This is a genomic window from Nocardioides pinisoli, assembly GCF_024199985.1.
In the GTDB taxonomy this organism is placed as follows: domain Bacteria; phylum Actinomycetota; class Actinomycetes; order Propionibacteriales; family Nocardioidaceae; genus Nocardioides; species Nocardioides pinisoli.
Genome location: NZ_JANARS010000005.1, coordinates 169260 through 192978 on the forward strand (window position 1 = coordinate 169260; position 23719 = coordinate 192978).

26 protein-coding genes and 2 tRNA genes are annotated in these 23719 nt (G+C 72.2%); 15 read left to right on the forward strand and 13 right to left on the reverse strand.

Going from position 1 to position 23719, the window contains the following annotated elements:
- Positions 1 to 2 precede the first annotated feature (2 nt).
- On the reverse strand, positions 3 to 905 hold the full coding sequence (locus tag NCI01_RS12560; RefSeq protein WP_254181828.1) for a universal stress protein: 903 nt from the start codon (positions 903 to 905) through the stop codon (positions 3 to 5).
- A gap of 200 nt (positions 906 to 1105) precedes the next feature.
- Between NCI01_RS12560 and NCI01_RS12565 the strand changes: the two genes are divergently transcribed.
- The 8 genes from NCI01_RS12565 to ulaA all read left to right on the forward strand — a co-directional run bounded on the left by NCI01_RS12565 (position 1106) and on the right by ulaA (position 9915).
- The gene (locus tag NCI01_RS12565; protein WP_254181829.1) at positions 1106 to 2674 is read left to right on the forward strand and encodes a phytoene desaturase family protein; all 1569 of its coding nucleotides are present in this window, start codon (positions 1106 to 1108) and stop codon (positions 2672 to 2674) included.
- Positions 2675 to 2736: 62 nt separating this feature from the next.
- Positions 2737 to 2812 (forward strand) — tRNA-Lys (locus NCI01_RS12570).
- Positions 2813 to 2889: 77 nt separating this feature from the next.
- A complete protein-coding gene (locus tag NCI01_RS12575) occupies positions 2890 to 3849 on the forward strand; it encodes a sugar-binding transcriptional regulator (protein WP_254181830.1) in 960 nt (319 codons plus the stop codon).
- Between the two features lie 156 nt (positions 3850 to 4005).
- Positions 4006 to 4788: a nucleoside/nucleotide kinase family protein gene (locus NCI01_RS12580; protein WP_254181831.1), complete on the forward strand. Its 783-nt coding sequence runs from the start codon at positions 4006 to 4008 to the stop codon at positions 4786 to 4788.
- A complete protein-coding gene (locus NCI01_RS12585) occupies positions 4788 to 6269 on the forward strand; it encodes a PTS mannitol transporter subunit IIBC (protein ID WP_254181832.1) in 1482 nt (493 codons plus the stop codon). The genes NCI01_RS12580 and NCI01_RS12585 overlap by 1 nt, the downstream gene beginning before the upstream one ends.
- On the forward strand, positions 6256 to 7554 hold the full coding sequence (locus NCI01_RS12590) for an alcohol dehydrogenase catalytic domain-containing protein (RefSeq protein ID WP_254181833.1): 1299 nt from the start codon (positions 6256 to 6258) through the stop codon (positions 7552 to 7554). Before NCI01_RS12585 ends, NCI01_RS12590 begins: the two co-directional genes overlap by 14 nt.
- Positions 7551 to 8351 (forward strand): PTS sugar transporter subunit IIAB, encoded by an 801-nt coding sequence (locus NCI01_RS12595; protein ID WP_254181834.1) that lies wholly within the window; start codon positions 7551 to 7553, stop codon positions 8349 to 8351. The genes NCI01_RS12590 and NCI01_RS12595 overlap by 4 nt, the downstream gene beginning before the upstream one ends.
- A 31-nt stretch (positions 8352 to 8382) precedes the next feature.
- Positions 8383 to 9915, forward strand: a complete 1533-nt coding sequence (gene ulaA, locus NCI01_RS12600; RefSeq protein WP_308213217.1) for a PTS ascorbate transporter subunit IIC — start codon at positions 8383 to 8385, stop codon at positions 9913 to 9915.
- A 73-nt stretch (positions 9916 to 9988) separates the two neighbouring features.
- Here ulaA and NCI01_RS12605 read toward each other — a convergent pair whose 3' ends face one another.
- The 8 genes from NCI01_RS12605 to NCI01_RS12640 form a co-directional block, all read right to left on the reverse strand.
- A complete protein-coding gene (locus NCI01_RS12605; protein ID WP_186340748.1) occupies positions 9989 to 10132 on the reverse strand; it encodes a GPGG-motif small membrane protein in 144 nt (47 codons plus the stop codon).
- Positions 10133 to 10219: 87 nt separating this feature from the next.
- Positions 10220 to 12205: an NAD(P)-binding domain-containing protein gene (locus tag NCI01_RS12610; RefSeq protein ID WP_254181835.1), complete on the reverse strand. Its 1986-nt coding sequence runs from the start codon at positions 12203 to 12205 to the stop codon at positions 10220 to 10222.
- 33 nt (positions 12206 to 12238) lie between these two features.
- Positions 12239 to 12580 (reverse strand): GroES family chaperonin, encoded by a 342-nt coding sequence (locus tag NCI01_RS12615; protein WP_254181836.1) that lies wholly within the window; start codon positions 12578 to 12580, stop codon positions 12239 to 12241.
- A gap of 17 nt (positions 12581 to 12597) precedes the next feature.
- Positions 12598 to 12846 (reverse strand): DUF3618 domain-containing protein, encoded by a 249-nt coding sequence (locus NCI01_RS12620; protein WP_254181837.1) that lies wholly within the window; start codon positions 12844 to 12846, stop codon positions 12598 to 12600.
- Positions 12843 to 13598, reverse strand: a complete 756-nt coding sequence (locus NCI01_RS12625) for an energy-coupling factor ABC transporter ATP-binding protein (RefSeq protein ID WP_254181838.1) — start codon at positions 13596 to 13598, stop codon at positions 12843 to 12845. The genes NCI01_RS12620 and NCI01_RS12625 overlap by 4 nt, the downstream gene beginning before the upstream one ends.
- Complete coding sequence (cbiQ, locus tag NCI01_RS12630) at positions 13595 to 14275, reverse strand: cobalt ECF transporter T component CbiQ (protein WP_254181839.1); 681 nt, start codon at positions 14273 to 14275, stop codon at positions 13595 to 13597. The genes NCI01_RS12625 and cbiQ overlap by 4 nt, the downstream gene beginning before the upstream one ends.
- Complete coding sequence (locus tag NCI01_RS12635) at positions 14275 to 14628, reverse strand: PDGLE domain-containing protein (protein ID WP_254181840.1); 354 nt, start codon at positions 14626 to 14628, stop codon at positions 14275 to 14277. Before NCI01_RS12635 ends, cbiQ begins: the two co-directional genes overlap by 1 nt.
- Positions 14625 to 15314 (reverse strand): energy-coupling factor ABC transporter permease, encoded by a 690-nt coding sequence (locus NCI01_RS12640; protein ID WP_254181841.1) that lies wholly within the window; start codon positions 15312 to 15314, stop codon positions 14625 to 14627. Before NCI01_RS12640 ends, NCI01_RS12635 begins: the two co-directional genes overlap by 4 nt.
- Positions 15315 to 15473: 159 nt before the next feature.
- Here NCI01_RS12640 and bcp point away from each other — a divergent pair, with 159 nt between their 5' ends.
- From bcp to NCI01_RS12660, 4 genes are all read left to right on the forward strand, one after another.
- Positions 15474 to 15944 (forward strand): thioredoxin-dependent thiol peroxidase, encoded by a 471-nt coding sequence (bcp, locus tag NCI01_RS12645; protein WP_254181842.1) that lies wholly within the window; start codon positions 15474 to 15476, stop codon positions 15942 to 15944.
- 42 nt (positions 15945 to 15986) lie between these two features.
- A complete protein-coding gene (locus tag NCI01_RS12650; protein ID WP_254181843.1) occupies positions 15987 to 16502 on the forward strand; it encodes an HNH endonuclease signature motif containing protein in 516 nt (171 codons plus the stop codon).
- A 17-nt stretch (positions 16503 to 16519) separates the two neighbouring features.
- Positions 16520 to 16600, forward strand: a tRNA-Leu gene (locus tag NCI01_RS12655).
- A 101-nt stretch (positions 16601 to 16701) separates the two neighbouring features.
- Positions 16702 to 17577, forward strand: coding sequence for a bile acid:sodium symporter family protein (locus NCI01_RS12660; RefSeq protein ID WP_254181844.1), 876 nt, complete (start codon positions 16702 to 16704; stop codon positions 17575 to 17577).
- Here NCI01_RS12660 and rdgB read toward each other — a convergent pair.
- On the reverse strand, positions 17566 to 18207 hold the full coding sequence (rdgB, locus tag NCI01_RS12665; protein ID WP_254181845.1) for an RdgB/HAM1 family non-canonical purine NTP pyrophosphatase: 642 nt from the start codon (positions 18205 to 18207) through the stop codon (positions 17566 to 17568). The genes NCI01_RS12660 and rdgB overlap by 12 nt on opposite strands.
- The gene (rph, locus tag NCI01_RS12670) at positions 18204 to 18932 is read right to left on the reverse strand and encodes a ribonuclease PH (RefSeq protein WP_254181846.1); all 729 of its coding nucleotides are present in this window, start codon (positions 18930 to 18932) and stop codon (positions 18204 to 18206) included. The genes rdgB and rph overlap by 4 nt, the downstream gene beginning before the upstream one ends.
- 234 nt (positions 18933 to 19166) lie before the next feature.
- Between rph and NCI01_RS12675 the strand changes: the two genes are divergently transcribed.
- Together NCI01_RS12675 and NCI01_RS12680 are read left to right on the forward strand one after the other, a co-directional pair.
- Positions 19167 to 20321 carry an ATP-binding protein gene (locus tag NCI01_RS12675; protein WP_254181847.1) on the forward strand — a complete coding sequence of 385 codons (1155 nt, stop codon included), beginning with the start codon at positions 19167 to 19169 and terminating at the stop codon, positions 20319 to 20321.
- Positions 20309 to 20968, forward strand: a complete 660-nt coding sequence (locus NCI01_RS12680; RefSeq protein ID WP_308213218.1) for a response regulator — start codon at positions 20309 to 20311, stop codon at positions 20966 to 20968. Before NCI01_RS12675 ends, NCI01_RS12680 begins: the two co-directional genes overlap by 13 nt.
- Before the next feature lie 19 nt (positions 20969 to 20987).
- Here NCI01_RS12680 and NCI01_RS12685 read toward each other — a convergent pair whose 3' ends face one another.
- Both NCI01_RS12685 and murI read right to left on the reverse strand, forming a co-directional pair.
- On the reverse strand, positions 20988 to 21755 hold the full coding sequence (locus tag NCI01_RS12685; protein WP_254181848.1) for an MBL fold metallo-hydrolase: 768 nt from the start codon (positions 21753 to 21755) through the stop codon (positions 20988 to 20990).
- Entirely contained in the window at positions 21752 to 22576 is an 825-nt protein-coding gene (gene murI, locus NCI01_RS12690; RefSeq protein WP_254181849.1) for a glutamate racemase, read from the reverse strand. Before murI ends, NCI01_RS12685 begins: the two co-directional genes overlap by 4 nt.
- A 97-nt stretch (positions 22577 to 22673) precedes the next feature.
- Here murI and NCI01_RS12695 point away from each other — a divergent pair, with 97 nt between their 5' ends.
- Positions 22674 to 23717, forward strand: a complete 1044-nt coding sequence (locus NCI01_RS12695; RefSeq protein ID WP_254182100.1) for an alkaline phosphatase family protein — start codon at positions 22674 to 22676, stop codon at positions 23715 to 23717.
- The last annotated feature ends 2 nt before the right edge of the window (positions 23718 to 23719 follow it).

The window sequence follows — 23719 nt, forward strand, 5'->3', positions numbered from 1 at the left end:
CCTCAGGGGTGGTAGACGGCGCGGTGCGGTCGCGGGCTCGCGAGCAGCACCGGGCACGTCGCCTCCCGGAGCACGGCGCGGGCGACCGGGCCGATGTGCGAGCCGATCGGCACGAGCGGGTCGTGGCGACCGATCACCAGCAGCTCGGCGTCGGCCGAGTACTTGACGAGGCACTCCGAGGCGCGCCCCTGCTCGACCTGCACGTCGGCGTCGATCGCCGCGGACAGGTCGCCGACCTGGTCGAGCGCGGCGTTGACCTCGGCCCTCGCGCTGTCGGACGAGCGCCGGACGTCGTCGGCGCTCAGCGCACCCTCGTAGGGCCGCGGCATGGACCACGAGTGCACGAGCCGCAGCTGCGCTCCCCGGGCGTGCGCCTCGGCCAGCGCCGCGCGCAGCACCTCCTCCGAACGGTCGGGGACGTCGACGCCGGCGACGACCACCCGCTCCGCACCGTCGGAGCGCCAGCCGCTCGGCACGGCGACCACGGGCACCCGCAGGTGCGCGGCGACGCCACCCGCCACGGTGCGGTTCACGACCCGCGACAGCCGGGTCAGCCGACGGTGCTCCAGCACCACCATCCGCGCGGTGCGGCCGAGCTCGACGAGCGCGCCCACCGGTGTGCCCCGCACCAGCTCGTGGGTGACGGGCACGGCGTCGCCGACGATGTCGTCGGCCGCCTTGACGGCCTCGGCGAGGCGCTCGGCGCCCCAGGCCTCGATGTCGGCCGCGGGGATCAGCACGTGGTCGGACGGGATCGGCGTGATGTCGACGGCGTGCACCAGGTGGAGCCCGCAGCCGGCGCGCACGGCCTCGTCGGCGGCGAACGCGAGCGCCGACCCGAACTCCTCCGGCCCGATCCCGACCACGATCCGGGGTCCGTGTGTGGTGCGTCGCTGCTCGGTCATGACGTCCTCCTGGCCTGGTCTTGTGCCTCCACTCTTCGCCTGCCGGGACGTCGTACGAAGGGTCCTTGGACCCCGCGGGGACGGCAAAGGGCCCGGCTCCTGCGCCGCCGGACGAGCGAGGTCGTGTCCGACGACACGTCGGCGCGACGACGGCCGGTGTCGCGCCGGGCCGGGCCGCGCCGAGGGTCTACGTTGGATCGGTGAACCCGGGCAAGAGCAGCTATGACGTCGTGGTCGTCGGCGGCGGCCACAACGGCCTCGTGAGCGCCGCGTACCTCGCCCGAGCCGGGCTCTCCGTGCTCGTGCTCGAGCGCCTGGGCCACACCGGCGGGGCGGCCGTGTCGGTCGAGCCGTTCGCCGGGCTGCCGGTGCGGCTGTCGCGCTACTCCTACCTGGTCAGCCTGATGCCGGAGCAGCTGATGGCCGACCTGGACCTCGACGTCCGCCTGGCCTCGCGCACCACGGCGTCGTACACGCCCTGGACGCGCGGCGAGCGCTCCGGCGGCCTGCTGGTCGAGCGCCCTGAGGGCGAGGCGACGCGCGCGTCGTTCCGCGACCTCACCGGTGGCGACGAGGAGTACGCCGCGTGGCAGGCGTTCTACGGCGAGGTCGGCCGGCTCGCGGAGGCCGTCGCGCCGACGCTGATGCGTCCCCTCCCGCTCGAGCGTGACGTCCGCGCCCTGGTCGACGAGCGCATCTGGGCCGACGTCGTCGAGGAGCCGCTCGGGCGGGCCATCACCCGGCGCTTCGCCGACGACACCGTGCGCGGGGTGGTCGCCACCGACGCGCTCATCGGGACCTTCGCCTCGATGGACGATCCCTCCCTCGCGCAGAACCGCTGCTTCCTCTACCACCTGATCGGCAACGGCACGGGCGAGTGGCGCGTGCCGATCGGCGGCATGGGGGCCGTCACCGACGCGCTGGCGAGGGCCGCGGTCGACGCGGGCGCGGAGCTCGTCACCGGCGCGGGGGTCAGCGCGATCACGCCGGGCCCCGACGGCGCCGAGGTCGTCTGGCACGACGGCCAGCAGCAGCGCGCCGTGACCGGGCGGCGCGTGCTGTCCGGGGTGGCCCCCTGGGTGCTGCGCATCCTGCTCGGCGAGGGTGAGGACCCCGACACCAAGCCGGTCGGCTCGCAGCTGAAGATCAACGTCCTGCTCGACCGGCTGCCGGCACTGAGGTCGGGTGCCGACCCGGCCGTCGCCTTCGCCGGCACCCTCCACCTCGCCGAGGACTACTCGACCATCGAGCAGGCCCACGCCGCCGCGGCGGGCGGGGCGGTCCCCGACCCGCTGCCCGGCGAGGTCTACTGCCACAGCCTGACCGACCCCTCGATCCTCGGCGACCGGGCGGGGTCCGCGCACACGCTGACCTACTTCGGCCTCCACACCCCGGCCGGGCTCTTCGACGCCGACCCCGGCGCCAAGGACGTCGCCGTCGGGCGGGCGCTGGCCTCGCTCGACGCCGTGCTGGCCGAGCCGCTCGCCGACTGCCTCGCCACCGACGCCGAGGGGCGGCCCTGCATCGAGGCCAAGGTGCCGCAGGACGTCGAGCAAGACCTCGCCATGCCGGGCGGCCACATCTTCCACGGAGACCTCGACTGGCCGTGGGCGCCCAACCGGTCGCGCCTCGAGACGCCGGCCCAGCAGTGGGGCGTGCAGACCGACCACGACGCGGTGCTGCTCTGCGGGTCCGGCGCCCGCCGCGGCGGGGCGGTCTCGGGGCTCGGCGGCCACAACGCCGCCCAGGCCGTGCTCGCCGACCTCTGAGCCGGCACCTCGATTTCGCCTGCCGATCACGAGGCGGTAGAGTTCTACTCGCTTCACCGCATGCGCCATTAGCTCAATTGGCAGAGCAGCTGACTCTTAATCAGCGGGTTCGGGGTTCGAGTCCCTGATGGCGTACCACTCGAGAAGGCCAGGCCCCACCGGGGACCTGGCCTTCTTCGTCGCAACGACGTACGAGCCGAGCGAGCGGGGGCGGGATGGACGAGGCGCAGTGGCGGCTGCTGTCGTCGATCGCGCGTCGCTTCTACCTCGAGGACGCCTCGAAGACCGAGCTCGCCGACGAGTTCTCGATCAGCCGGTTCCGCGTCGCGCGGCTCCTCCAGCAGGCCCGCGAGCAGGGCGTCGTGACGATCGAGATCCACGACCGCGACGAGCCGCGCGACGACCTGGCGGTCGAGCTCGCCCGACATCTCGGCCTGGCCGAGTGCGTGGTGGTCACGGCGGGTGACACCGGCGACGACAACCGGCGCCGGCTGGCCCGGGCCGCGGCGCCGAGGATCGCCCGGACCATCCGCGACGGCGACGTGCTCGGCCTCACGTGGGGCCGGACGCTGGTCGCCATCGGCGAGGAGCTCCCGCCCCTCCCGCCCTGCACGGTCATCCAGCTGACCGGCACCGTGGGCAACGACCTGCGCCAGTCCCCGGTGGAGGTCATCCGCCGCATCAGTGGTCGCTCGAGCGTCGAGGCAGTGGCCGTCTTCGCCCCGCTCTTCGCCGCCTCCGAAGGCGCCGCCGACACGTTCCGCAGCGACCCGTCCATCGAGGCCGCCCTGCGCCGCTACGAGCAGCTCGCGCTCGCGGTGGTGGCCGTGGGGTCATGGGACCCCCCGATCACCCAGCTCGGGCCGCTGCTGACGGACGAGGAGCGCGCCGACCTCGAGCGCGAGGGCGTCGTCGCCGAGATCGCCGGGATCTTCTTCCGCGCGGACGGGTCGGTCATCGAGACCGCCGCGAGCCGTCGTCGTATCTCGGTGACCCCCGACCAGCTGCGGCGCTCGCCCCGCGTGATGGCCGTCGCCGGGTCGGCGGAGAAGGCCGACGCGATCGCAGCGGTGAGCCGTTCGGGGATCCTGAGCTGCCTGGTCACCGACGACCGCGCGGCGGCCGCACTGCTGCGGCTCCCGCCGACCGCGCAGCCCGCCTCGCTCGAGCGCTGACCTCGGGCCTCTCGGCCGCCCCCTCCTCACCCCCCGCCCCACCCCCTGACCCGCGTGCCGGAGCCGCGGGCTATTGACGCGCCCGCACCACGGTGCTGTAATCCATGTCACTCAAACGTGCAGTTTCGCTCATATGAGCACATGGAGGTGCCGGACGTGTCGACTCCCACCCCGTCCAGGGGTCTGACCACGGAGACCGCGCGGGTGCTGGTGAACGGCCTCGAGGTCGAGGTCGCCGTCGACCAGCGGCTCGTCGGGTCCACGCTCGCGCCCGCCCTGGCCGAGGTCGCCGCACGACCGCGTGCGCACCGGCGGGCCGTCGTCTTCCTCGTGGGGCCGCCCGGCGTGGGGAAGTCGACCCTGGCCGCCGTCCTGGCCGAGGCCGGCGCACGGCTCCGGCCGGAGCCCCTCGCCGTCGACGTCGTCGGCATCGACGGCTTCCACCTCCCGCACGACCACCTCGTGTCCCACCGGGTCACCACGCCGGAGGGGACGATCCCGCTGAGCGCCATCAAGGGTGCGCCGGAGACCTTCGACGTCGACGGCCTCGCCCGTCACCTCGCCGCCTCCGCGGACGACGACGTGGTCTGGCCGACCTACGACCGCCGGGTGCACGACGTCGTCCCGGGCACGACCCCGCTCCGCGGGGAGCTGGTGATCGTCGAGGGCAACTGGCTGCTGCTCGACGAGCCCGGCTGGCGCGGCCTCTCGAGCCACGCCCAGTACGTCGTCCTCCTCACCGCCGACCCGCAGCTGCTGCGCGACCGGCTGGTGGAGCGCAAGGTCCGTGGCGGACTGACCCCTGCCGAGGCCCGGGACTTCTACGAGCGCAGCGACCGGCTCAACGTCGAGCGGGTCATGGCCTCCTCCGACTTCAGCAAGGTCGACCTGACGCTGGTGGTCCAGGCCGACGGAACCATCCAGCAAGGAGAGAAGTGATGAGTCAACCGATCGAAGGTGCCCTCCCGGCCGAGACCGGGACCAGCCTGCGCGCGCGCATCCAGGCGTTCGGCGGGTTCCTGACCGCGATGGTGATCCCCAACGTCGGGGCGTTCATCGCCTGGGGCCTGCTCACCGCGCTGTTCATCCCGACGGGCTGGCTGCCCAACGAGGACCTGGCCGCTCCCGTGACCCCGATGATCACCTACGTGCTGCCGCTGCTCCTCGCCTTCACGGGCGGCAAGCTGGTGCACGGCCATCGCGGCGGCGTCGCCGGCGCCGTGGGAACGATCGGCCTGATCGTCGGCGCCGACATCCCCATGTTCCTGGGCGCCATGATCATGGGGCCGCTCAGCGCCTGGCTCATCAAGCAGGTCGACCGGGTCCTCGAGCCGAAGATCCGCTCCGGCTTCGAGATGGTCGTCAACAACTTCACGCTCGGCTTCCTGGGTCTGGGGCTGATCGTCGCCTCCTATCGGGTCATCGGCCCGGTCATCAGCGCGCTCAACGACCAGCTCCTCCGCGCGATCAACGCGCTCGTCGAGACCGGTGCCCTTCCCCTGCTCTCGATCCTCAACGAGCCGGCCAAGGTGCTCTTCCTCAACAACGTCATCGACCAGGGCATCTACTACCCACTGGGCCTCCAGGTCGCCGCCGAGGAGGGCAAGTCGATCTTCTTCATGGTCGCGTCCAACCCCGGCCCGGGCCTCGGCCTCCTGCTGGCCTTCTGGCTGTTCGGCCACAACCGGGTGGTCCGCGACAGCGCACCCGGAGCCGTGATCATCCACTTCCTCGGCGGCATCCACGAGATCTACTTCCCCTACGTGCTGATGAAGCCGGTGACCATCCTCGCGATGATCGCGGGCGGCGCCTCCGGCATCGCGACGTTCATGCTCTTCGACGTGGGCCTCACCGCGGGACCGAGCCCGGGCTCGATCTTCGCCTACCTGGCGCTCACCCCGCCCGGCGACCACGTCGGCGTCATCGCGGGCGTCCTCGTCGCAGCCGCCGTGAGCTTCGTGATCACCGCCGCGCTCCTCAAGTTCGGCCGCGGCGCGGACGAGGACGAGTCGGACCTGGCCGAGCACGCCGCACGCTCGCGCGCCATGAAGGCCGAGGGCAGCGCGGTGCTGACCGGGGTCATGGGCGGTGTGGACGGCGCCGGCCGCACCGGGGCGGACGTACGCCGGATCGTCTTCGCCTGCGACGCCGGGATGGGCAGCAGCGCGATGGGTGCGAGCGCCTTCGGCAAGCGGCTGCGCAGCGCCGGTCGCGACGACGTACGCGTGACCCACGCCGCGATCGAGTCCGTCCCGGTCGACGCCGACCTCGTCGTCGTGCACCAGGACCTCGCCCACCGGGCGCGGGCCGCGCGACCGGACGTGGAGATCGTGACCATCCAGAGCTATCTGGGCGACCCCGCCCTCGACACCCTCAGCGAGCGCCTGACCGAGAGGACCACCACCGATGCCGAGCAGTGACACCAGCCGTCCGACACCGGGGCGCCTGATCCGCGCGGCCCGCATCCACGGGGCCCACAAGGTGGCCGTCAGCGAGATCGAGCTCCCCGAGATCGGACCTGACGAGCTCCTGCTCCGGGTCGTGAGCAGCAGCATGTGCCTGTCGACCTACAAGGCCATGTCCCTGGGCAGCGACCACAAGCGCGTCCCCGACACGATCTCCTCCGAACCCGTCATCACCGGCCACGAGTTCGCCGGTGTCCTCGAGGACGTCGGGGCCGATCTCGCCGACCGGTTCACCGTCGGCCAGAGCGTGGCGATCCTGCCGACCATGGGCCTGCCCAGCGGGTACTCCCCCGGCTACAGCTATCCCTTCTTCGGCGGCGACGCGACCTACTGCATCGTCCCGGCCGTCGCGGTCGAGAAAGGCTGCGTGCTGCCGTACGACGACGGCTACTACGCCAACGGCTCCCTGGCCGAGCCGATGTCGTGCATCATCGGCGCCTTCCGATCCAACTACCACACCGAGCCGCTGGTGTGGGAGCACCACATGGGCCTGAAGCCGGGAGGGCGCCTCGCCCTCCTCGGGAGCGGCGGGGCCATGGGCATCGGAGCACTCGACTACGCCCTCCACGGGCCGTTCACGCCCAGCCTGGTCGTGGCCGTCGACGTCGACGCGGAGCGGCTCGAGCGGCTGCGCACGCTCTTCCCCGCAGAGGAGGCCGCCCGGCGCGGCTGTCGTCTCGAGGTGGTGGACGCGAGCGGCACGGACCCGGTGGACGCGCTGCGAGCGATCTCCTCGGACGGCTTCGACGACGTCGTCGTGTTCGCTGCGATCAAGGAGCTGGTCGAGGCCGGCGACGCCGTCCTCGCCCACGACGGCTGCCTCAACTTCTTCGCCGGGCCCACCGACCGCGCCTTCTCCGCCTCGCTTAACCTCTACAACGTCCACTACGAGAGCACCCACCTCGTGGGGACGTCCGGCGGGTCCCGCACCGACATGGAGGAGAGCCTCGAACTGTCCGCGTCGGGCGCGATCAACCCGTCGCGCATGGTGACCCACGTGGGCGGGCTGGACGCCGTACCCGACGCGCTCTCGGACCTGCCCTCCTTCACCGGCGGGAAGATCCTCGTCTACCCGCACATCGACATGGACCTCACGGCCATCGCCGACTTCGAGGACCACGCGCAGCACGACCAGCGGTTCGTCCGGCTCGCCGAGATCTGCGCCGAGCAGGGCAACATCTGGAACCACGCCGCCGAGGAGTACGTGCTGGACGCGTTCGCGACGGAGGAGAGCGCATGACCGCACTCAGCGACCTGCTCACGCACGAGACCATCGCCCTCGACGAGACCGCCGAGGACTGGCAGGACGCCATCCGCGTGGCCGGACGCCTGCTCGAGTCGGCGGGCGTCACCGAGCCGGAGTACACCCAGTCGATGGTCGACAGCGTGCACGAGAACGGGCCCTACATCGTGCTGGCGCCCGGCTTCGCGTTCCCCCACGCACGTCCCTCGGAGGCCGTCCACCGCACCGGCATGTCGTGGGTGCGGCTCGCGTCGCCGGTCGAGTTCGGGAGCCGGGCCAACGACCCCGTCACCCTGGTGGTGGCGCTGGCCGCCACCGACACCTCGACCCACCAGCAGGCGATGGCCTCGCTCGCCACCGTCCTGACCGACACCTCGCTCCGCGCGTCGCTCGACGAGGCCACGTCGGCGGCCGAGGTGCACGCCATCCTCCGCGGTGACGCCCCCACCGACACCGTCACGCCGTCGGCCGAGGCGGAGCTGTCCCGGTCCGAGGGAGGCGGCCGTACGCGCGACCACATCCTGACCGTGTGCGGCAACGGCCTCGGCACCAGCCTGTTCCTCAAGAACACCCTCGAGCAGGTCCTCGACCGGTGGGGCTGGGGCGGCCTGATCACCGTCGAGGCGACCGACACCGTCTCGGCCCGGGGCAAGGCCAAGGACGCCGACCTGATCCTCACCTCGGGAGAGATCGCCCACGCGCTCGGGGACGTCGGCGTCCCCCTCGTCGTGATCGAGAACTTCACGAGCCAGCAGGAGATCGACGCCGCCCTCCGCGCGTCGTACGACATCTAGGCACCATCCCCGGCAGCAAGGAGAGATCGACATGGACTGGCTTCTGAGCGCGGCGCAATTCGTCGTCAACGAGGTCCTCAGCGTCCCGGCCTTCCTCATCGGCATCATCACCGCCGTGGGGCTCGCGGCGCTCCGTCGCCCGGTCGGGCAGGTCGTCGGCAGCGCCCTGAAGGCCACCCTCGGGTTCCTCCTGATCGGCGCCGGCGCCACCCTGGTCGTGGCCTCGCTCGCCCCACTGGGGGTGATGATCCAGGGTGCGACCGGAGCGCAGGGCGTCGTGCCGACCAACGAGGCGATCGCCGGCATCGCCCAGGCTGAGTACGGCGCGCAGGTGTCGTGGCTGATGATCCTCGGGTTCGCGGTGAGCCTCGTGCTCGCCCGGTTCACGCCGTTGCGCTACGTCTTCCTCACCGGTCACCACATGCTCTTCATGGCGACCCTGCTCACCATCGTCCTCGCCTCCGCCGACTACGCCCCCGCCGTCGTCGTCGGGCTCGGCGGGCTGGTGCTCGGGATCCTCATGGTCGCGCTGCCCGCCTTCGCCCACCCGTGGACGCGCCGGATCACCGGTGACGACAGCATCGCCATCGGCCACTTCGGCACCGCGGCCTACGTCGCCGCCGGCGCGGTCGGCAGCAAGGTCGGCCGCAACAGCCGCTCGACGGAGGACCTCCGCCTGCCCGAGTCCCTGCGGTTCCTGCGCGACTCGATGGTCGCGACCGCCCTGTCGATGGTGATCATGTACGTCGTGCTGGCGGTGGCCTTCCTGGCCCGCCGCGGCGAGGAGACCGCCTTCCAGGCCTTCGAGGGAGGGGCCACCGGCGTGGGCGACTACGTGATGCAGTCGGTGACCCAGGGCCTGCAGTTCGGTGTGGCGGTCGCGGTCATCCTCTTCGGCGTCCGGACCATCCTGGCCGAGCTCGTCCCGGCCTTCCAGGGCATCGCGGCCAAGGCCGTGCCGGGGGCCATCCCGGCCCTCGACGCGCCGATCGTGTTCCCCTACGCCCAGAACGCCGTGCTCCTGGGCTTCCTGTCGAGCTTCGCCGGCGGCCTGATCGGGCTGGCGGTGCTCTCGGTGTGGCTCAACCCCTGGCTGGGTCTGGCGCTGATCCTGCCCGGGTTGGTGCCGCACTTCTTCACCGGCGGCGCCGCCGGCGTCTACGGCAACGCATCGGGCGGACGGGTCGGCGCCGTGCTGGGCGGCTTCATCAACGGGCTGCTGATCACCTTCCTGCCGGCCCTCCTGCTGCAGGTGCTCGGCGACTTCGGGGACGCGAACACCACCTTCGGCGACACCGACTTCGGGTGGGTCGGCATCGCGACCGGCTACCCGGCGCTCCTCGGCTCACCGGGCATCGCCCTCATCGTCCTCGTCGGCGCGGGCATCCTCGGCGCCGCCGTCCTGTGGCAGAAGCGGGTGGTCGACGCCGGCTGGGACCCCGCTCCGCATCGCGAGCCCGTGGGCGGGTCCGCCGAGCCCGGGGAGACACGCCTGCCCGAGCACGCGCTGGCCACGAAGATCGCCCCGCCTCGGGGCGCGCCGGCGCCACCCCCGCCTCTCTGAGGTCCCGGGCGACGGACGAAGGGCCGGTCCTGGCGGACCGGCCCTTCGTCGTACTTCCTCCCGCAGGGTGCTGCTACGTGAACAGGCTGACTCCGCCGGGGCCGACGAGCAGCCCGACGATGATGAGCACGATGCCCCAGAGCATCTGACCCCTGATCAACGAGACAATGCCGGACACCACGAGGATGACGGCGAGGATCCACAGCAGAAATGCCATTGCATGCTCCCTTCGGTTGAACCCTCAACGTAGCCTTCACGGTTGCCGAGCGACACCGAGCCACACCCGGATGGGCGTGTCGTCGGCTCAGGCCGGGCCCTCCTCGCGCAGCCGCGGAGGCGTGAAGTTCTCCGGCTTGATGCCGGTCTTGTCCGCGTAGAACCCCCGCACGAGGTCCATGTCGGCCTGCACGTCACCCGTGGGTCGGAACGTGGGTCCCCAGCCGACCGTGCGCGACGGGGCGTCGATGAAGGCGAGGGTGATCGGCAGGCCGGTCTGCTGGGCGATCCGGTAGAAGCCCGACTTCCAGTGCGTCCCCCGCGAGCGGGTCCCCTCCGCAGCGAGGCCGATGAGCCACGGGGCGTCGCCCTCGGACTCGGCCAGCAGCTCCTTGATCGTGCCGCCGGGGTTCCTGCGGTCCAGCTCCACCGCTCCCGTGCGACGCAGCAGCCACCCCAGAGGGCCGACGAAGAGCTCCTTCTTGACCAGCAGCCGGATGGTGATGCCGTAGGTCCAGGCCAGCAGGATCGTCAGGACCCAGTCCCAGTTGGAGGTGTGCGGCGCACCGACCAGGACGCCGCGCTGCGGCACGTCGCCGACGGTCCGCCACCGGGCCGCACCGAGCAGGACGCGCGCGATCGTGGGCCGCACTCCCCTGCTGCGCGGCGCCGGCACGGGCGCGGCGGGGTCGGCCGCGGCGCTGCGGGTCTCCGCGCGCGCTCGACCGGCCCTGCGCTCGCGATCGAGGTCCCACAGGTAGTGGTCGAAGTCGACCTCCATGGTGTGGCGCGGCGAGGCGTAGAACTGCTTCTTGTCCCGGCGGTGCTCGGCCGCCATCTGGCGTCGTACGACGTCGTCCGCGGGCGGCACGTAGCGACCGGCGAGCGTGTCGGCCACCCACGCCGACTGCGCCTCGGCGATCGGCATCACCGCACCGATGGCCTGCACGAGGCCGATGAAGTAGAGGCCGGGGAGGTCGGGGTGGACGGTGCGCTTCCACAGGGGCAGCTCGTTGTCCTCCGCGGAGACGAGGCCGGGAGCGAGGAACGGGAACGTCACCCGGTAGCCGGTGGCCCACACGATCAGGTCCGCCGGTGCGGTCGTGCCGTCGACGAAGACGACCCGGTCGCCGTCGAGGCGCTCGATGCCGGGCCGCGCGGTCACGGCGCCCGCGGCGAGGCGCTCGCGTATCTGGTCGGACTGGACGGGGTGCGACTGCCCCGGCTTGTGGGTCGGCGCCGGCAGCCCGTACTTCGTCATGCTGCCGGCGTAGGTCGCGCCGATCCGCAGCCGAGCGGCGGTCACCCACCAGGGCATCCACCCCGGCAGGGCGACCTGGTCGCTCGGCTTGCCGAGGAGGAACTTGCGCAGCACCCACTCGCTGCGGCGCACGGACCACGTCGTCGTGCGCGCGCGGAACGAGGACTCGACCGCGATGTCCATCGCCGAGTTGCCGGCACCCACCACCACGACGTCGCGACCGTCGAGCTGCTCGCCCGAGCGGTAGTCGTGGGAGTGCATCTGCTCGCCGTCGAAGGTGCCGGGGTACGCCGGCTCGGGCCAGCGCGGGTCCCAGTGGTGGCCGTTGGCCACGAGGACCGCGTCGTAGGTGCGGGTCTCGGTGCCGTGCGGCCCGGTCATCCGCACGTCCCAGCGGCCATCGGCCGACCGCGACACGTCCTCGACCGTCGTGTCGAAGGTGATGGCGTCGCGGAACCCGAAGTGGTCGACGTACTGCTCGAAGTAGGCGTGCACCTGGTCGTGCCGCGCGTAGGGCGGGTAGTCGGCGGGCATCGGGAAGTCGGAGAACGCCATCCGCGGGCACGAGGTGTTGATCTCGAGCGTGTCGTAGCAGGCCGACTGCCCGTTGGAGTTGTCGAGGACCCAGGTCCCGCCGATGTCGCTGCCCATCTCGAAGCAGTCGAACCCGATCCCGGCCATGTGGAGCTGCTTGGCCGCGGCGATGCCCGAGGAGCCGGCGCCGATCACGCAGGCGCGTGGCAACGACTCGTCGACGGGCACCGGGGAGGTCACCGCCGGAGCACGGTGGGACTGCTTGACGAGGTAGGCCATGGGCGAAGCCTAGGACCGGCCTCCGCGGCAGGATCAGAGGTAGAGACCGGTGGAGCCGCCCTCGAGCCGCTCGGCGGCGACGGCGTGCACGTCACGCTCGCGCATGACGACGTAGACCTCGCCGTGGACCTCGACCTCGGCCTTGTCCTCGGGATCGAAGAGCACCCGGTCGCCGACCTCCACCGCGCGGGCGTGGGGGCCGACCGCGATGACCCGCGACCAGGCCAGGCGGCGCGCGCCCATGGCCGCGGTCGCGGGGATGACGATGCCGCCGGTGGAGCGCCGCTCCCCGGCCTCCTTGTCGACCTCGACGAGCAGGCGGTCGTGCAGCATCTTGATGGGAGCGGCCTTCGGGTCACCGCCCCCGCTCGCCATGCTGCCGGCGGACGCGCTCAGCTCGCGACCCTGCGGACGATGGCGAAGAGCACGACCACCCCGACGACGGCGCCGGCCGCCTTGAGGATGTTGTCGGTGCGCGGGGCACCCGTGTCGAGCTCGACGAAGTGGGACTTCACGGTCGTCACCTGCCGACCGATGATCGTCTTGGGGTGGGCGCGGTAGGCGAGCTGGTCGATCGTCGAGGCGAGCCGCTGGCGGGTCTCCTCGATGTCGCGCTCGAGCGCGCTCATGTCCTGGGTCACCCGGGAAGGCTATCAATGCGCCGTGGGTCGAACCCCCAGGGCAGCTCGAGCCTGTGGGCGGCCATCAGCTCGTCGTCGGTGAGGACGTCGAAGGTGGGCCGGTCGGCGACCACGACCCCCTCGCTCAGCACGACGCTGCGTGGGCAGAGCTCGAGCGCGTAGGGCAGGTCGTGGGTGACCATCAGCACGGTCACGTCGAGGCTGCGCAGGATGTCGGCGAGCTCGCGGCGCGACGCCGGGTCGAGGTTGGACGACGGCTCGTCGAGCACCAGGATCTCGGGCTCCATCGCCAGCACGGTGGCGACCGCCACCCGGCGCCGCTGGCCGTAGGAGAGGTGGTGCGGCGGCCGGTCGACGAAGTCGGCCATCCCGACCCGGTCGAGCGCGTCCATCACGCGCCGCTCCAGGACCGCACCCTTGAGGCCGAGGTTGGCAGGGCCGAAGGCGACGTCCTGGCGGACCGTGCCGAGGAAGAGCTGGTCGTCGGGGTCCTGGAAGACGATCCCGACGCGGCGGCGGATCTCCTTGAGGTGCTCCTTGACGACGGGGAGCCCGCTCACCGAGACCGACCCACGGCCCGCGGCCAGGATGCCGTTGAGGTGGAGCACGAGGGTCGTCTTGCCGGCGCCGTTGGGGCCGAGCAGCGCGACCCGCTCGCCGCGGTGCACGTGGAGGTCGACCCCGAAGAGGGCCTGGTGGCCGTCGGGGTAGGCGAACGCGAGTCCCTGGACGTCCAGGACGGGGGTCGTCACGATCCGTCCGCCTGCGGGAGCCTGCCGTCGTAGCCCCGCGCGAGCATCGCGAGGTGCACGCGCTCGCCGCGCTCGTAGGACCGGATGAAGAGGGCACCGAGGGAGCGTGCGAGCACCGGCCAGTGCCGCGGGGAGCGGGGGTCGCACCCGCGCGAGCGCAGCGCCGTCATCATCCGGCCGAGCTCGGCGGTGACCACGTCGAGGTAGCGGACCATGAAGCCCATGATCTGCACGACCAGGTCGGGCGCCCGCAGCCGCTGGAGCCCGCGGAGCAGGTCCTGCGGCTCGGTGGTGGCGGCCAGGGTGAGCGAGGCGAGGACGCCGATGGTGCCCTTGACCAGCAGCGCGACGCCGGCGACGAGACCGGGCTCGGAGACGCTGACGCCCAGCACCTCGGTCCGCGGCCCATGGGCGATGAAGGGCATCAGCACCGCGAAGACGACGAACGGCAGCTCGACGACCATGCGCGGCAGCAGGTAGCGCAGCGGCACCCGCGAGAGCGCGACGACGCCCAGCAGGACGGCCGCCTCGAGGGCGAACACGGCGTAGGCCTGGCGGGGGGTCGCGACGACCACGAGCATGAAGCCGAGCAGGGCGAGGACCTTGAGGTGCGCAGGCGCGCGGTGCACCGGGCTGTGCCCGTGGAAATGCAGCCGGTGCCCGTGCCCGGCGCCCATCAGGCCTCCGACTGGTGGGCGTGGCGGTCGGCGTCGTGCCCGTCGCCATGGTCGACGTCGTGCGGCTCGCGGCGTCGTACGAGCCAGAACAGGCCGGTGCTGAGCAGCAGCATCACGACCACGCCGATCACGCCGGCCAGGCCGCCGCTGATCCGGGCGTCGTCGACGCCCGAGGTCTGGTAGTCGGCCAGCGGGCTGTCGGCCGTGGCCGAGTCCTCGGCGGAGTCGATGAAGCCGGTCTGCTCGGCGACGTACTCGAGGCCGTCGGGGTGAGAGCTGGCGTAGTAGCTGGCGACACCGGCGACGAGCAGGGTCACGACGAGCGCGACGGCGAAGAACCGGCGGGTGCTCATCGGACGAGTCCCGGCCGGAGCTCGAGATCGCGCTCCTCGAGGAGCGGACGGGCGCCGTGGACGAGGTCGGGGCGCGTCGCGACGACGCTCCCGACGACCAGGCCGGTGACGACCGCCTCGCCGACGCCGATCACGACGTGCCAGCCCAGCATCGCGGTCAAGACGGCACCGAGGTCGACCGAGACGTTGCCGCCGACCGAGAACAGCGCGGTGAAGACCAGGGCGGCCACTGGGACGCTGACGAAGCCGCCGACCGCGGCAGCGGGCGCGACCATGGAGACCCGCTTGGGCAGCACCCGGCGCAGGAGGACGAAGACCGCCCAGCCCACGACGACGGTCACGATGCCGATGAGGGTGATGTTGGTGCCGAGCGCCGTGATGCCCCCATCGGCCATCAGCAGGGCCTGCACGACGAGCACCACCGACAGGCAGAGCACGGCGGTCCACGGCCCCACCAGGACGGCGGCCAGCGCGCCGCCCATCAGGTGTCCGCTGGTGCCCGCGCCCACGGGGAAGTTCATCATCTGGGCGGCGAACACGAAGGTCGCGACCAGCCCGGCCCTCGGCGCCGTACGGTCGTCGAGCTCGCGACGTGCCCCGCGCAGGGACAGGGCGACCGCGGCCACGGCCACCGCCCCGGTCGCCAGCGACGTGGGGGCGTCGAGGAAGCCGTCGGGCACGTGCACGTGGTCGCTCCTGCTCGCGGGGTGGGTGGGACTGGTTGGATGTCTGGTGGCCGGCACGGATCCCCCGATGCCGGGCCGGCACACCTCGACCTTATTGCACATCTGTTGCAACAACCAGCCGGACCGCCGTGTCCGGACCGACCGCGCACAGGAGACCGCATGTCCGACCGCCTCGCCGCCGGCGACACCGCCCCCGACTTCACCCTGACCACCGACACCGGGGAGCAGGTCTCGCTGGCCGACCTCCGCGGCAGGAAGGTGATCCTCTACTTCTACCCCGCGGCGATGACCCCCGGCTGCACCAAGCAGGCCTGCGACTTCTCCGAGTCGCTCGACTCGCTGCGCGGCGCGGGCTACGAGGTGCTCGGCGTCTCGAAGGACAAGCCGGCCAAGCTCGCGAAGTTCCGCGAGCGCGACGCCCTCACCCTCACGCTGCTGTCCGACGAGGACCTGGCCGTGCACCGGGCCTACGGCGCCTACGGCACCAAGAAGCTCTACGGCAAGGAGGTCGAGGGCGTGATCCGCTCGACCTTCGTGATCGACGAGGAGGGCGCCGTCGAGCTCGCCCAGTACAACGTCAAGGCCACCGGCCACGTCGCCAAGCTGCGCAAGGACCTGGGCCTCGCCTGAGCCGTACGCCGCGCTGTCGGTGGCCGCTCATAGTGTCCCGGCATGGGGACGCCGCGTAAGTACACCGAAGAGGTCCTGACACTGGCCGTGCGGGAGTCAACGTCCGTCGCGGGAGTACTGCGTCATCTGGGTCTACGACCGACGGGTGGCGCCCACGCGCACATCAGCCGGACCATCAAGGCGTTCGGTATCGACACCTCGCACTTCCGTCTGTACAACCCGAACTCGCACTCGAGTCGACGCCTGCGTCCCGAGGAGGTCCTGGTCGTACTACCCACCGGATCTCCGCGGGCCAGACCGCCGCTGCTCACCCGGGCCCTGATCGAGTCGGGCGTGCGCTACGCGTGCGCGACGTGCGGTTGCGACGGCAACTGGCAGGGGTTGCCTCTGACGTTGGAGGTCGATCACGTGGACGGCGACTACCGCAACAACCGGATCGACAACCTGCGGTTCCTCTGCCCCAACTGTCATCGCCAGACCGACAACTTCGCAGGTCGCAGCAGGGGCAAGTTCTCGGGCCATGCCACCGCCATCCGATCGGTCAACGCCACTTCGTAGACTTCCGGAACTCACTTGCCGAAGTGGTGGAACGGCAGACACGCGGCGCTTAGGACGCCGTGCCTCAGGGCGTGCGGGTTCGAATCCCGCCTTCGGCACCGAGCTTGAAGTCCGCTCGCTGCACCTACGCGTGCACGTCGACCCAGGCACCGTCGCGAGTCCCGCCCCATGTGACCCCCGTCACCACTAGGGTCCGCGCATGGACTCCGCGCTGACCACCGTCGGACTGCCGCTCGCGCTGGCCATCATCATGTTCGGCCTCGGCCTGGACCTGACGGTCGGCGACTTCAGGCGGGTCGCCCGGGCACCGAGGGCCGTGACCGTCGCGCTCGCGTGCCAGATCCTGCTGCTGCCGGCGATCTGCTTCGGCCTGGTGGTGCTCTTCGACCTCCCGGCCCTGCTCGGCATCGGCATGCTGCTGCTCGCGGCCTCGCCGGGCGGCACGACCGCCAACCTGTTCAGCCACCTCTTCCGCGGCGACGTCGCCCTCAACATCACCCTCACGGCGATCAACACCGTCATCGCCGTGGTGACGCTGCCGCTCATCACCGGCCTCGCGATCGCCTACTACGACCGCCAGGACGACGTGTCGATGCCGCTGGTCGAGATCGTCAAGGTGTTCGCGCTGATCCTGCTGCCCGTCGGCATCGGGATGCTCGTCAACAGGCGCTCGCCGGGGTTCGCCCGTCGGATGGACAAGCCCGTGCGGATCGGGTCGGCGGTCATCCTCGCGATCCTCGTGCTCGGCATCCTCCTCGACCAGCGCGAGAACGTCGGCGACTACCTCGCCGACGTCGGCCTGATCGCCGCGCTCTTCTGCGCCATCAGCCTGGTCGTCGGCTACTACGTGCCCAAGGCGATGGGGGTCACCGGGCCGCAGGCCATCGCGTCGTCGATGGAGGTCGGGGTGCACAACGCGACGCTCGCGATCTTCGTCGCGGTCGAGGTGCTCGACGAGGTCGAGATCTCGGTGCCGGCGGCGGTCTACTCGCTGATCATGTTCCTCTTCGCCGCCCTGTGGGGCATGTGGGTCAGCAGGCAGGTCGGGGCCCGCGAGGAGGCGTCAGTCGCCTGACCCCTCACCGAGGAGGTCCGCGGCGACGTAGGGCGCGAGCTCGCGCAGCGCCCGGCCCCGGTGCGAGATGAGGTCCTTCTCCCCCGGGCCGAGCTCGGCCGAGGTGAGGTCCTCGGCGTCGTGCTCGACCGCCACGAAGACGACGTCGTAGCCGAACCCGCCGCTGCCGCGGACCTCGCGGATGATGCGGCCGTCCATGCGGCCCTCGACGACCCGCTCCCGGCCGTCGGGCATCACCCACGCCACGGCGCACGTGAAGTGCGCGCCGCGACGCTCGTCCGGTACGTCGTGGAGCTGGTCGAGCAGCAGCTCGTTGTTGCGGGCGTCGCGTCCGCCCTCGACGGCCTTGGAGCTGCCCGACCACCGGGCGGACAGCACGCCGGGCATCCCGTTGAGCGCGTCGACGCAGAGGCCGCTGTCGTCCGCGACGGAGGGCAGCCCGGTGGCCGCGACCCCGGCCCGCGCCTTGAGCAGCGCGTTGCCCTCGAACGTCGGCTGGTCCTCGACCGGCTCCACGTAGCCGTCGACGTCGTCGATGCCGAGCACCTCGATGCCGGGCACGTGCTCGGCGAGGATGCGCTGCATCTCGACGATCTTCTTGGCGTTGCCGGAGGCGAGGAAGATCTTCATCCGGCGAGCGCCTCCTGCTGCAGGCGCGTCAGGTCGGCGCACCCCTTCTCCGCCAGGGCCAGCAGGGCGTCGAGCTCGGCGCGGTCGAAGGCGGCGCCCTCGGCCGTGCCCTGCACCTCGACGAACTTGCCCTCCCCCGTCATCACGACGTTCATGTCGGTCTCGGCGCGCACGTCCTCGACGTAGGGCAGGTCCAGGCGCGGCAGGCCGTCGACGATGCCGACGCTGACCGCGGCGACCGAGCCGGTCAGAGGCTCGCCGGCCAGGGCGCCGCTGGACCGCAGGTGCGCGACCGCGTCGGCGAGGGCGACGTAGGCCCCGGTGATCGCAGCGGTGCGCGTGCCGCCGTCGGCCTGGAGCACGTCGCAGTCGAGGACGATGGTGTTCTCCCCGAGCGCCTGGTAGTCGATGACGGCTCGCAACGAGCGGCCGATCAGGCGCGAGATCTCGTGGGTGCGGCCGCCGATGCGGCCCTTGACCGACTCGCGGTCGGAGCGGGTGTTGGTCGCCGCGGGGAGCATGGCGTACTCGGCGGTGACCCAGCCGAGGCCGGAGCCCTTGCGCCAGCGCGGCACGCCCTCGGAGGCGGAGGCGGCGCACAGCACGCGGGTGCCGCCGAACTCGACCAGGACCGAGCCCGCGGCGTGGTCGAGCCAGTTGCGGGTGATGGTGATGGGGCGCAGCTCGTCGTCGGCGCGGCCGTCGGCGCGGGGGGCAGAAGTCATGGGCACGACCCTAGACGTGGCAGAGCCGGGTCCGGTCACCCCCGTGTGTCACCGGACCCGGCTGCGAGCCCCTACCCCTGCGGGGCCGTCCAGTCGTGCGCGGCCCCACGCCGCGCAGCTCCCTCCACGCGGTTGGTACATCCCACCTTCGGGCCGGCCACCGGCCGTTGGCATCGGCCCTGAGGACATCTCGGTGCGACCAAAGTAGGAAATGTGCTCGCTAGCCTGAGCGCCGTGGACCCTCGACCCGACACCCAGCCCGAGCTGACGTGGGTGTCGCACGCCTGGCGCTACGCGCTCTGCATCGTGTTCTCCGCCGCGGTCTGGCAGACCGTCGCCGCGGCCGAGTGGCGCGACCACCGGGTGCTCCTCACCGCCGAGGTGCTGCTGGGCCTCGCCGCCTTCGTCCTGGTGTACTTCCGCCGGCGCGCGCCGGTGCGCGTGGCCCTGGTCATCGCGGCGATGAGCGCCTTCTCCGGCATCGCCGCCGGCCCCGCGACCCTCGCGGCGGTCTCCGTGGCCACCCGGCGCCGCTGGCGCGAGGTGGTGCTGGTCGGCAGCGCCAACTTCGCCGCGGCCGAGACGTGGACGACGCTCGCGCCGATCGAGGACGACGACTTCCTCGTCACCACGCTGGTCAACCTCGTCGTCAACGCCGGGATGATGGGCTGGGGCCTCTACATCGGCTCGCGGCGCGAGCTGCTCTGGAACCTCCGCAACCGCGCCGAGCGGGCCGAGCTCGAGCAGGAGCTGCGACTCACCCAGGCTCGCTCGACCGAGCGGGCGCGCATCGCCGGCGAGATGCACGACGTGGTGGCGCACCGCATCACCCAGGTCTCGATGCAGGCGGGCGCGCTGGCGTTCCGCGACGACCTCGACGCCGATCGCCTCCGCGAGGGGCTCGGACAGATCCAGCAGCAGGCCAACGACGCGCTCCACGAGCTCCGTGACGTGCTCGGCGTGCTGCGCGAGGACGACGCGGGCCCGCCCACCGCGCGGCCGCAGCCGACCTACGACGACATCACCGCCCTCGTCGACGAGGCGAGGTCGCTCGGCCTCGACATCGACTGGGCCGACCACGTCGACGGCGAAGTCCCGGTGCCCCCGGCGACGGGGCGCACGGTCTACCGGATCGTCCAGGAGGGCATCACCAACGTCCGCAAGCACGCCCCCGGCGTCGGTGTCGCGATCCGCTCGTCCGGTGACGAGCGAGGCGGCATCACCGTGGTCATCAGCAACCCGCTGGGCGACCGGCCGAGCGCCGCACCCGGCGCGGGGCTGGGCCTGGTCGGGCTGCGCGAGCGCACCGAGCTGCGTGGCGGGCGGCTGCACCAGCGCACGGAGGGGTCGCGGTTCGTGCTGGAGGCTTGGCTACCGTGGACCGCGTGATCCGCGTGCTGCTCGTCGACGACGACCCGCTGGTCCGCTCGGCGCTGACGCTGATGCTCGGCGGGCAGTCCGACATCGAGGTGGTCGGCGAGGCACCCGACGGCGCGGCCGGACTGGCGCAGGTCACCGAGCACGAGCCCGACGTCGTGCTGATGGACATCCGGATGCCCGTGATGGACGGCCTGGAGGCCACCCGTCTCCTGTGCTCGCGGCCGTCGCCCCCGGCGGTCGTCGTGCTCACCACGTTCGACGCCGACGACCACGTGCTGCGGGCGGTCGAGGCGGGCGCCGACGGGTTCCTCCTGAAGGACACCCCGCCCGGTGACATCGTCGAGGCGATCCGGACGGTCGCGGCCGGCGACGCGATGCTGTCGCCGTCGGCGACGCGCAGCCTGGTGTCGCGGCTGCGCAGCACGGCTCCGAGCGACCGCACCTCGACCGCCGCCGAGCGGCTGTCCGTGCTGACCGAGCGCGAGCTCGAGGTCGCCGTGTGCGTGGGGCGCGGGCTCAGCAACTCCGAGGTCGCCTCCGAGCTCTACCTGTCGATCCCCACCGTGAAGTCACACGTGTCGCGCCTGCTGACCAAGCTCGACGCCACCAACCGCGTGCAGGTGGCGATGGTCGTGCACGACGCCGGCCTCGTGTGAGGCGCTTCCCGCGCCCCGCCTAGACGTCGTACGTCGCCCCGGCGCGGGCCAGCTCGACCGGACCCGACCACTCGGCGCGGGCCTCGGCCTCGGCGTCGCCCGGGTCGTGCCACGGCGGGACGTGCGTCAGCACCAGCCGCCCGACGCCGGCACGCCCCGCCGTGCGCCCGCAGTCGGCGCCGGTCATGTGCAGGTCGGGCGGGTTGTCGTCGCCGGTGCGGAAGGACGCCTCCGCGAGCAGCAGGTGCGCGCCCGCGGCGACCTCGTCGAGCTGCGGGCACGGCCCCGTGTCACCGGAGTAGACGAGCGTGCGACCGCCGGCGGTGACCCTCAGGGCGTAGGCGGTGACGGGGTGGACCACCTGCCGTGCCTCCACGCGGAAGGGACCGACCTCCACCCCCGGCCCGCCGGCGCCGGGGTGGTCGTGGAAGGCGAACTCCTCCGTCATGCCCGGGTCGAGAGGCAGGTCGTAGGCCCGCGCCATCCGCTCGGCCGTGCCGGCCGGGCCCCAGACGGGGATCTGCGGCTGCGGGCCGGTGGGGTGGTACTTGCGCATCACGTAGTAGCCGCAGAGGTCGAGGCAGTGGTCGGCGTGGAGGTGGCTGATGAACACCGCGTCGATGCCGAGGGGGTCGGCGTGGCGGTGCAGCTGCCCGAGCGCCCCGTTGCCGAGGTCGAGCAGGACGCGCCAGGTGCGGCCGTCGTGCTCCTCCTCGAGGAGGTAGCAGCTCGCCGCGGACTCCGGGCCGGGGTAGGACCCCGAGCAGCCCACGATGGTGAGCCTCATCGGCGCCCCCCGGCGAACTGCGTCGCGCCGAGCAGCTCCGAGCCGAGGAAGCGGCGGCCGGTCGTGGCGAAGTCGTCGGGACTGCCGGTGGTGGAGAAGGTGTAGCGCGCCTCGCCGTCGGGACGCATCAGGCCGGTGCGGGCGAGCATCTTGTAGACGTCCTTGGCGCACTCCTCCGCCGAGCTGACCAGGGTGACCTGGTCGCCCATGACGTAGGAGATCACGCCGGTCAGCAGCGGGTAGTGGGTGCAGCCGAGGATCAGGGTGTCGACGCCGGCCTCGGCCAGCGGGTCGAGGTAGTCGTGAGCGGCGGCCAGCAGCTCGTCGCCCCCGGTGACGCCCTGCTCGACGAAGTCGACGAAGCGCGGGCACGCCCGGATGTGCAGGTCGAGGTGGGGTGCGGCGGCGAAGGCGTCGTCGTAGGCCATCGAGCTGGCGGTGGCGCGGGTGCAGATCACGCCGACCCGCTGGTTGCGCGTGGCGGCCGCCGCCCGTCGCGCCGCGGGCAGGATCACCTCGACGACGGGGACGTCGTAGCGCTCGCGGGCGTCGCGCAGCATGGCGGCGCTCGCGGAGTTGCAGGCGATGACCAGCGCCTTGACGCCCTGCTCGTAGAGGTGGTCGAGGCACTCCAGTGCGTACTCGCGGACCTCGCCGATGGGCTTCTGGCCGTAGGGCTGGCGGGCCGTGTCGCCGAGGTAGACGACCGACTCGTGCGGGAGCTGGTCGATGACGGACCGCGCCACGGTCAGCCCGCCGAAGCCTGAGTCGAAGATGCCGATGGGGGCGTCGGCGGTCTCTCGCGGCGTGGGCGTCGGCACAGGAGGAAGGCTAGGCGGTCGGGCCGTCACCGGTCACGCGGTCGCGTGCGTCGGCCCCGTCACACGGCGCTCGCCGGGTTAGGGTCGCCGGGTGACCATGCGTTCCGTCATCGCCTCCCTGCTCGCCTGCTCGGCCATCGGGCTGTGCCCCGCGTCCGCCCCGGCCCAGGTGCCGTCCGGCGACCCGTCGCCCCGCACCCAGCGCGTCTCCGCCGACAACGCCATCGACTCGGTCGTCGCGATCTCCGTCGACGGGCTCAACACCGACGCCCTCGGCAAGCTCGGCCGCGAGCGCACGCCCCGCATCCACGACCTGATGGAGTCGGGCGCCTCGACGCTCAACGCCCGCACCGAGCACGAGCTCACCATCACCCTGCCCAACCACACGGGCATGGTCACCGGTCGACGCGTGGCGGCCGCCACGGGTGGCCACGGCGTGACCTGGAACGACGACCGCCGCCGGCCGGCCACCGTGCAGGCCGCGGCCGGCGAGCGCGTCGAGTCGGTCTTCACCCAGGTCAGCGCGGCCGGCGGGTCGACCGCTCTCTTCGCGAGCAAGACGAAGTTCTCCCTCTGGAAGCGCAGCTGGCCGCTGAGCATCGACACCACCCGCATCCAGCTCGACAACACGCGGCTGACCCGGTCGGTGCGGCGCGACCTGCGCGACCACGAGCGCGCCTTCCGGTTCGTCCACCTCTCGCTGCCCGACGCCGTGGGCCACGACCACGGCTTCATGTCACCGCGCTACCTGAAGGCCGTGGAGCAGGTCGACCGGCTGGTCGGGGTCATCGTCGACGCGGTGCGGTCCGACTCCGAGCTCGTCGGACGGACCGCGATCATCCTGACCAGCGACCACGGCGGGCTCGGCGACGGCCACTCCGACCCCCGGCGCCTGGCCAACTACCGCGTCGCCTTCATGGTGGCCGGTCCGGGCGTGGTGCCCGGCACGGACCTCTACGAGCTCAACCCCGACGACCTCCGCGACCCCGGCAAGCAGCGCACGACCTACGGACAGTCTCCCCAGCCGGTCCGCAACGGCGACCTGGCCAACCTGACGCTCGACCTGCTCGACCTCGGAGCCGTCCCGGGAAGTGAGCACAACTTCGGGCTCGATCTCGACGTCTCACCCCCGCCTGCCTGACC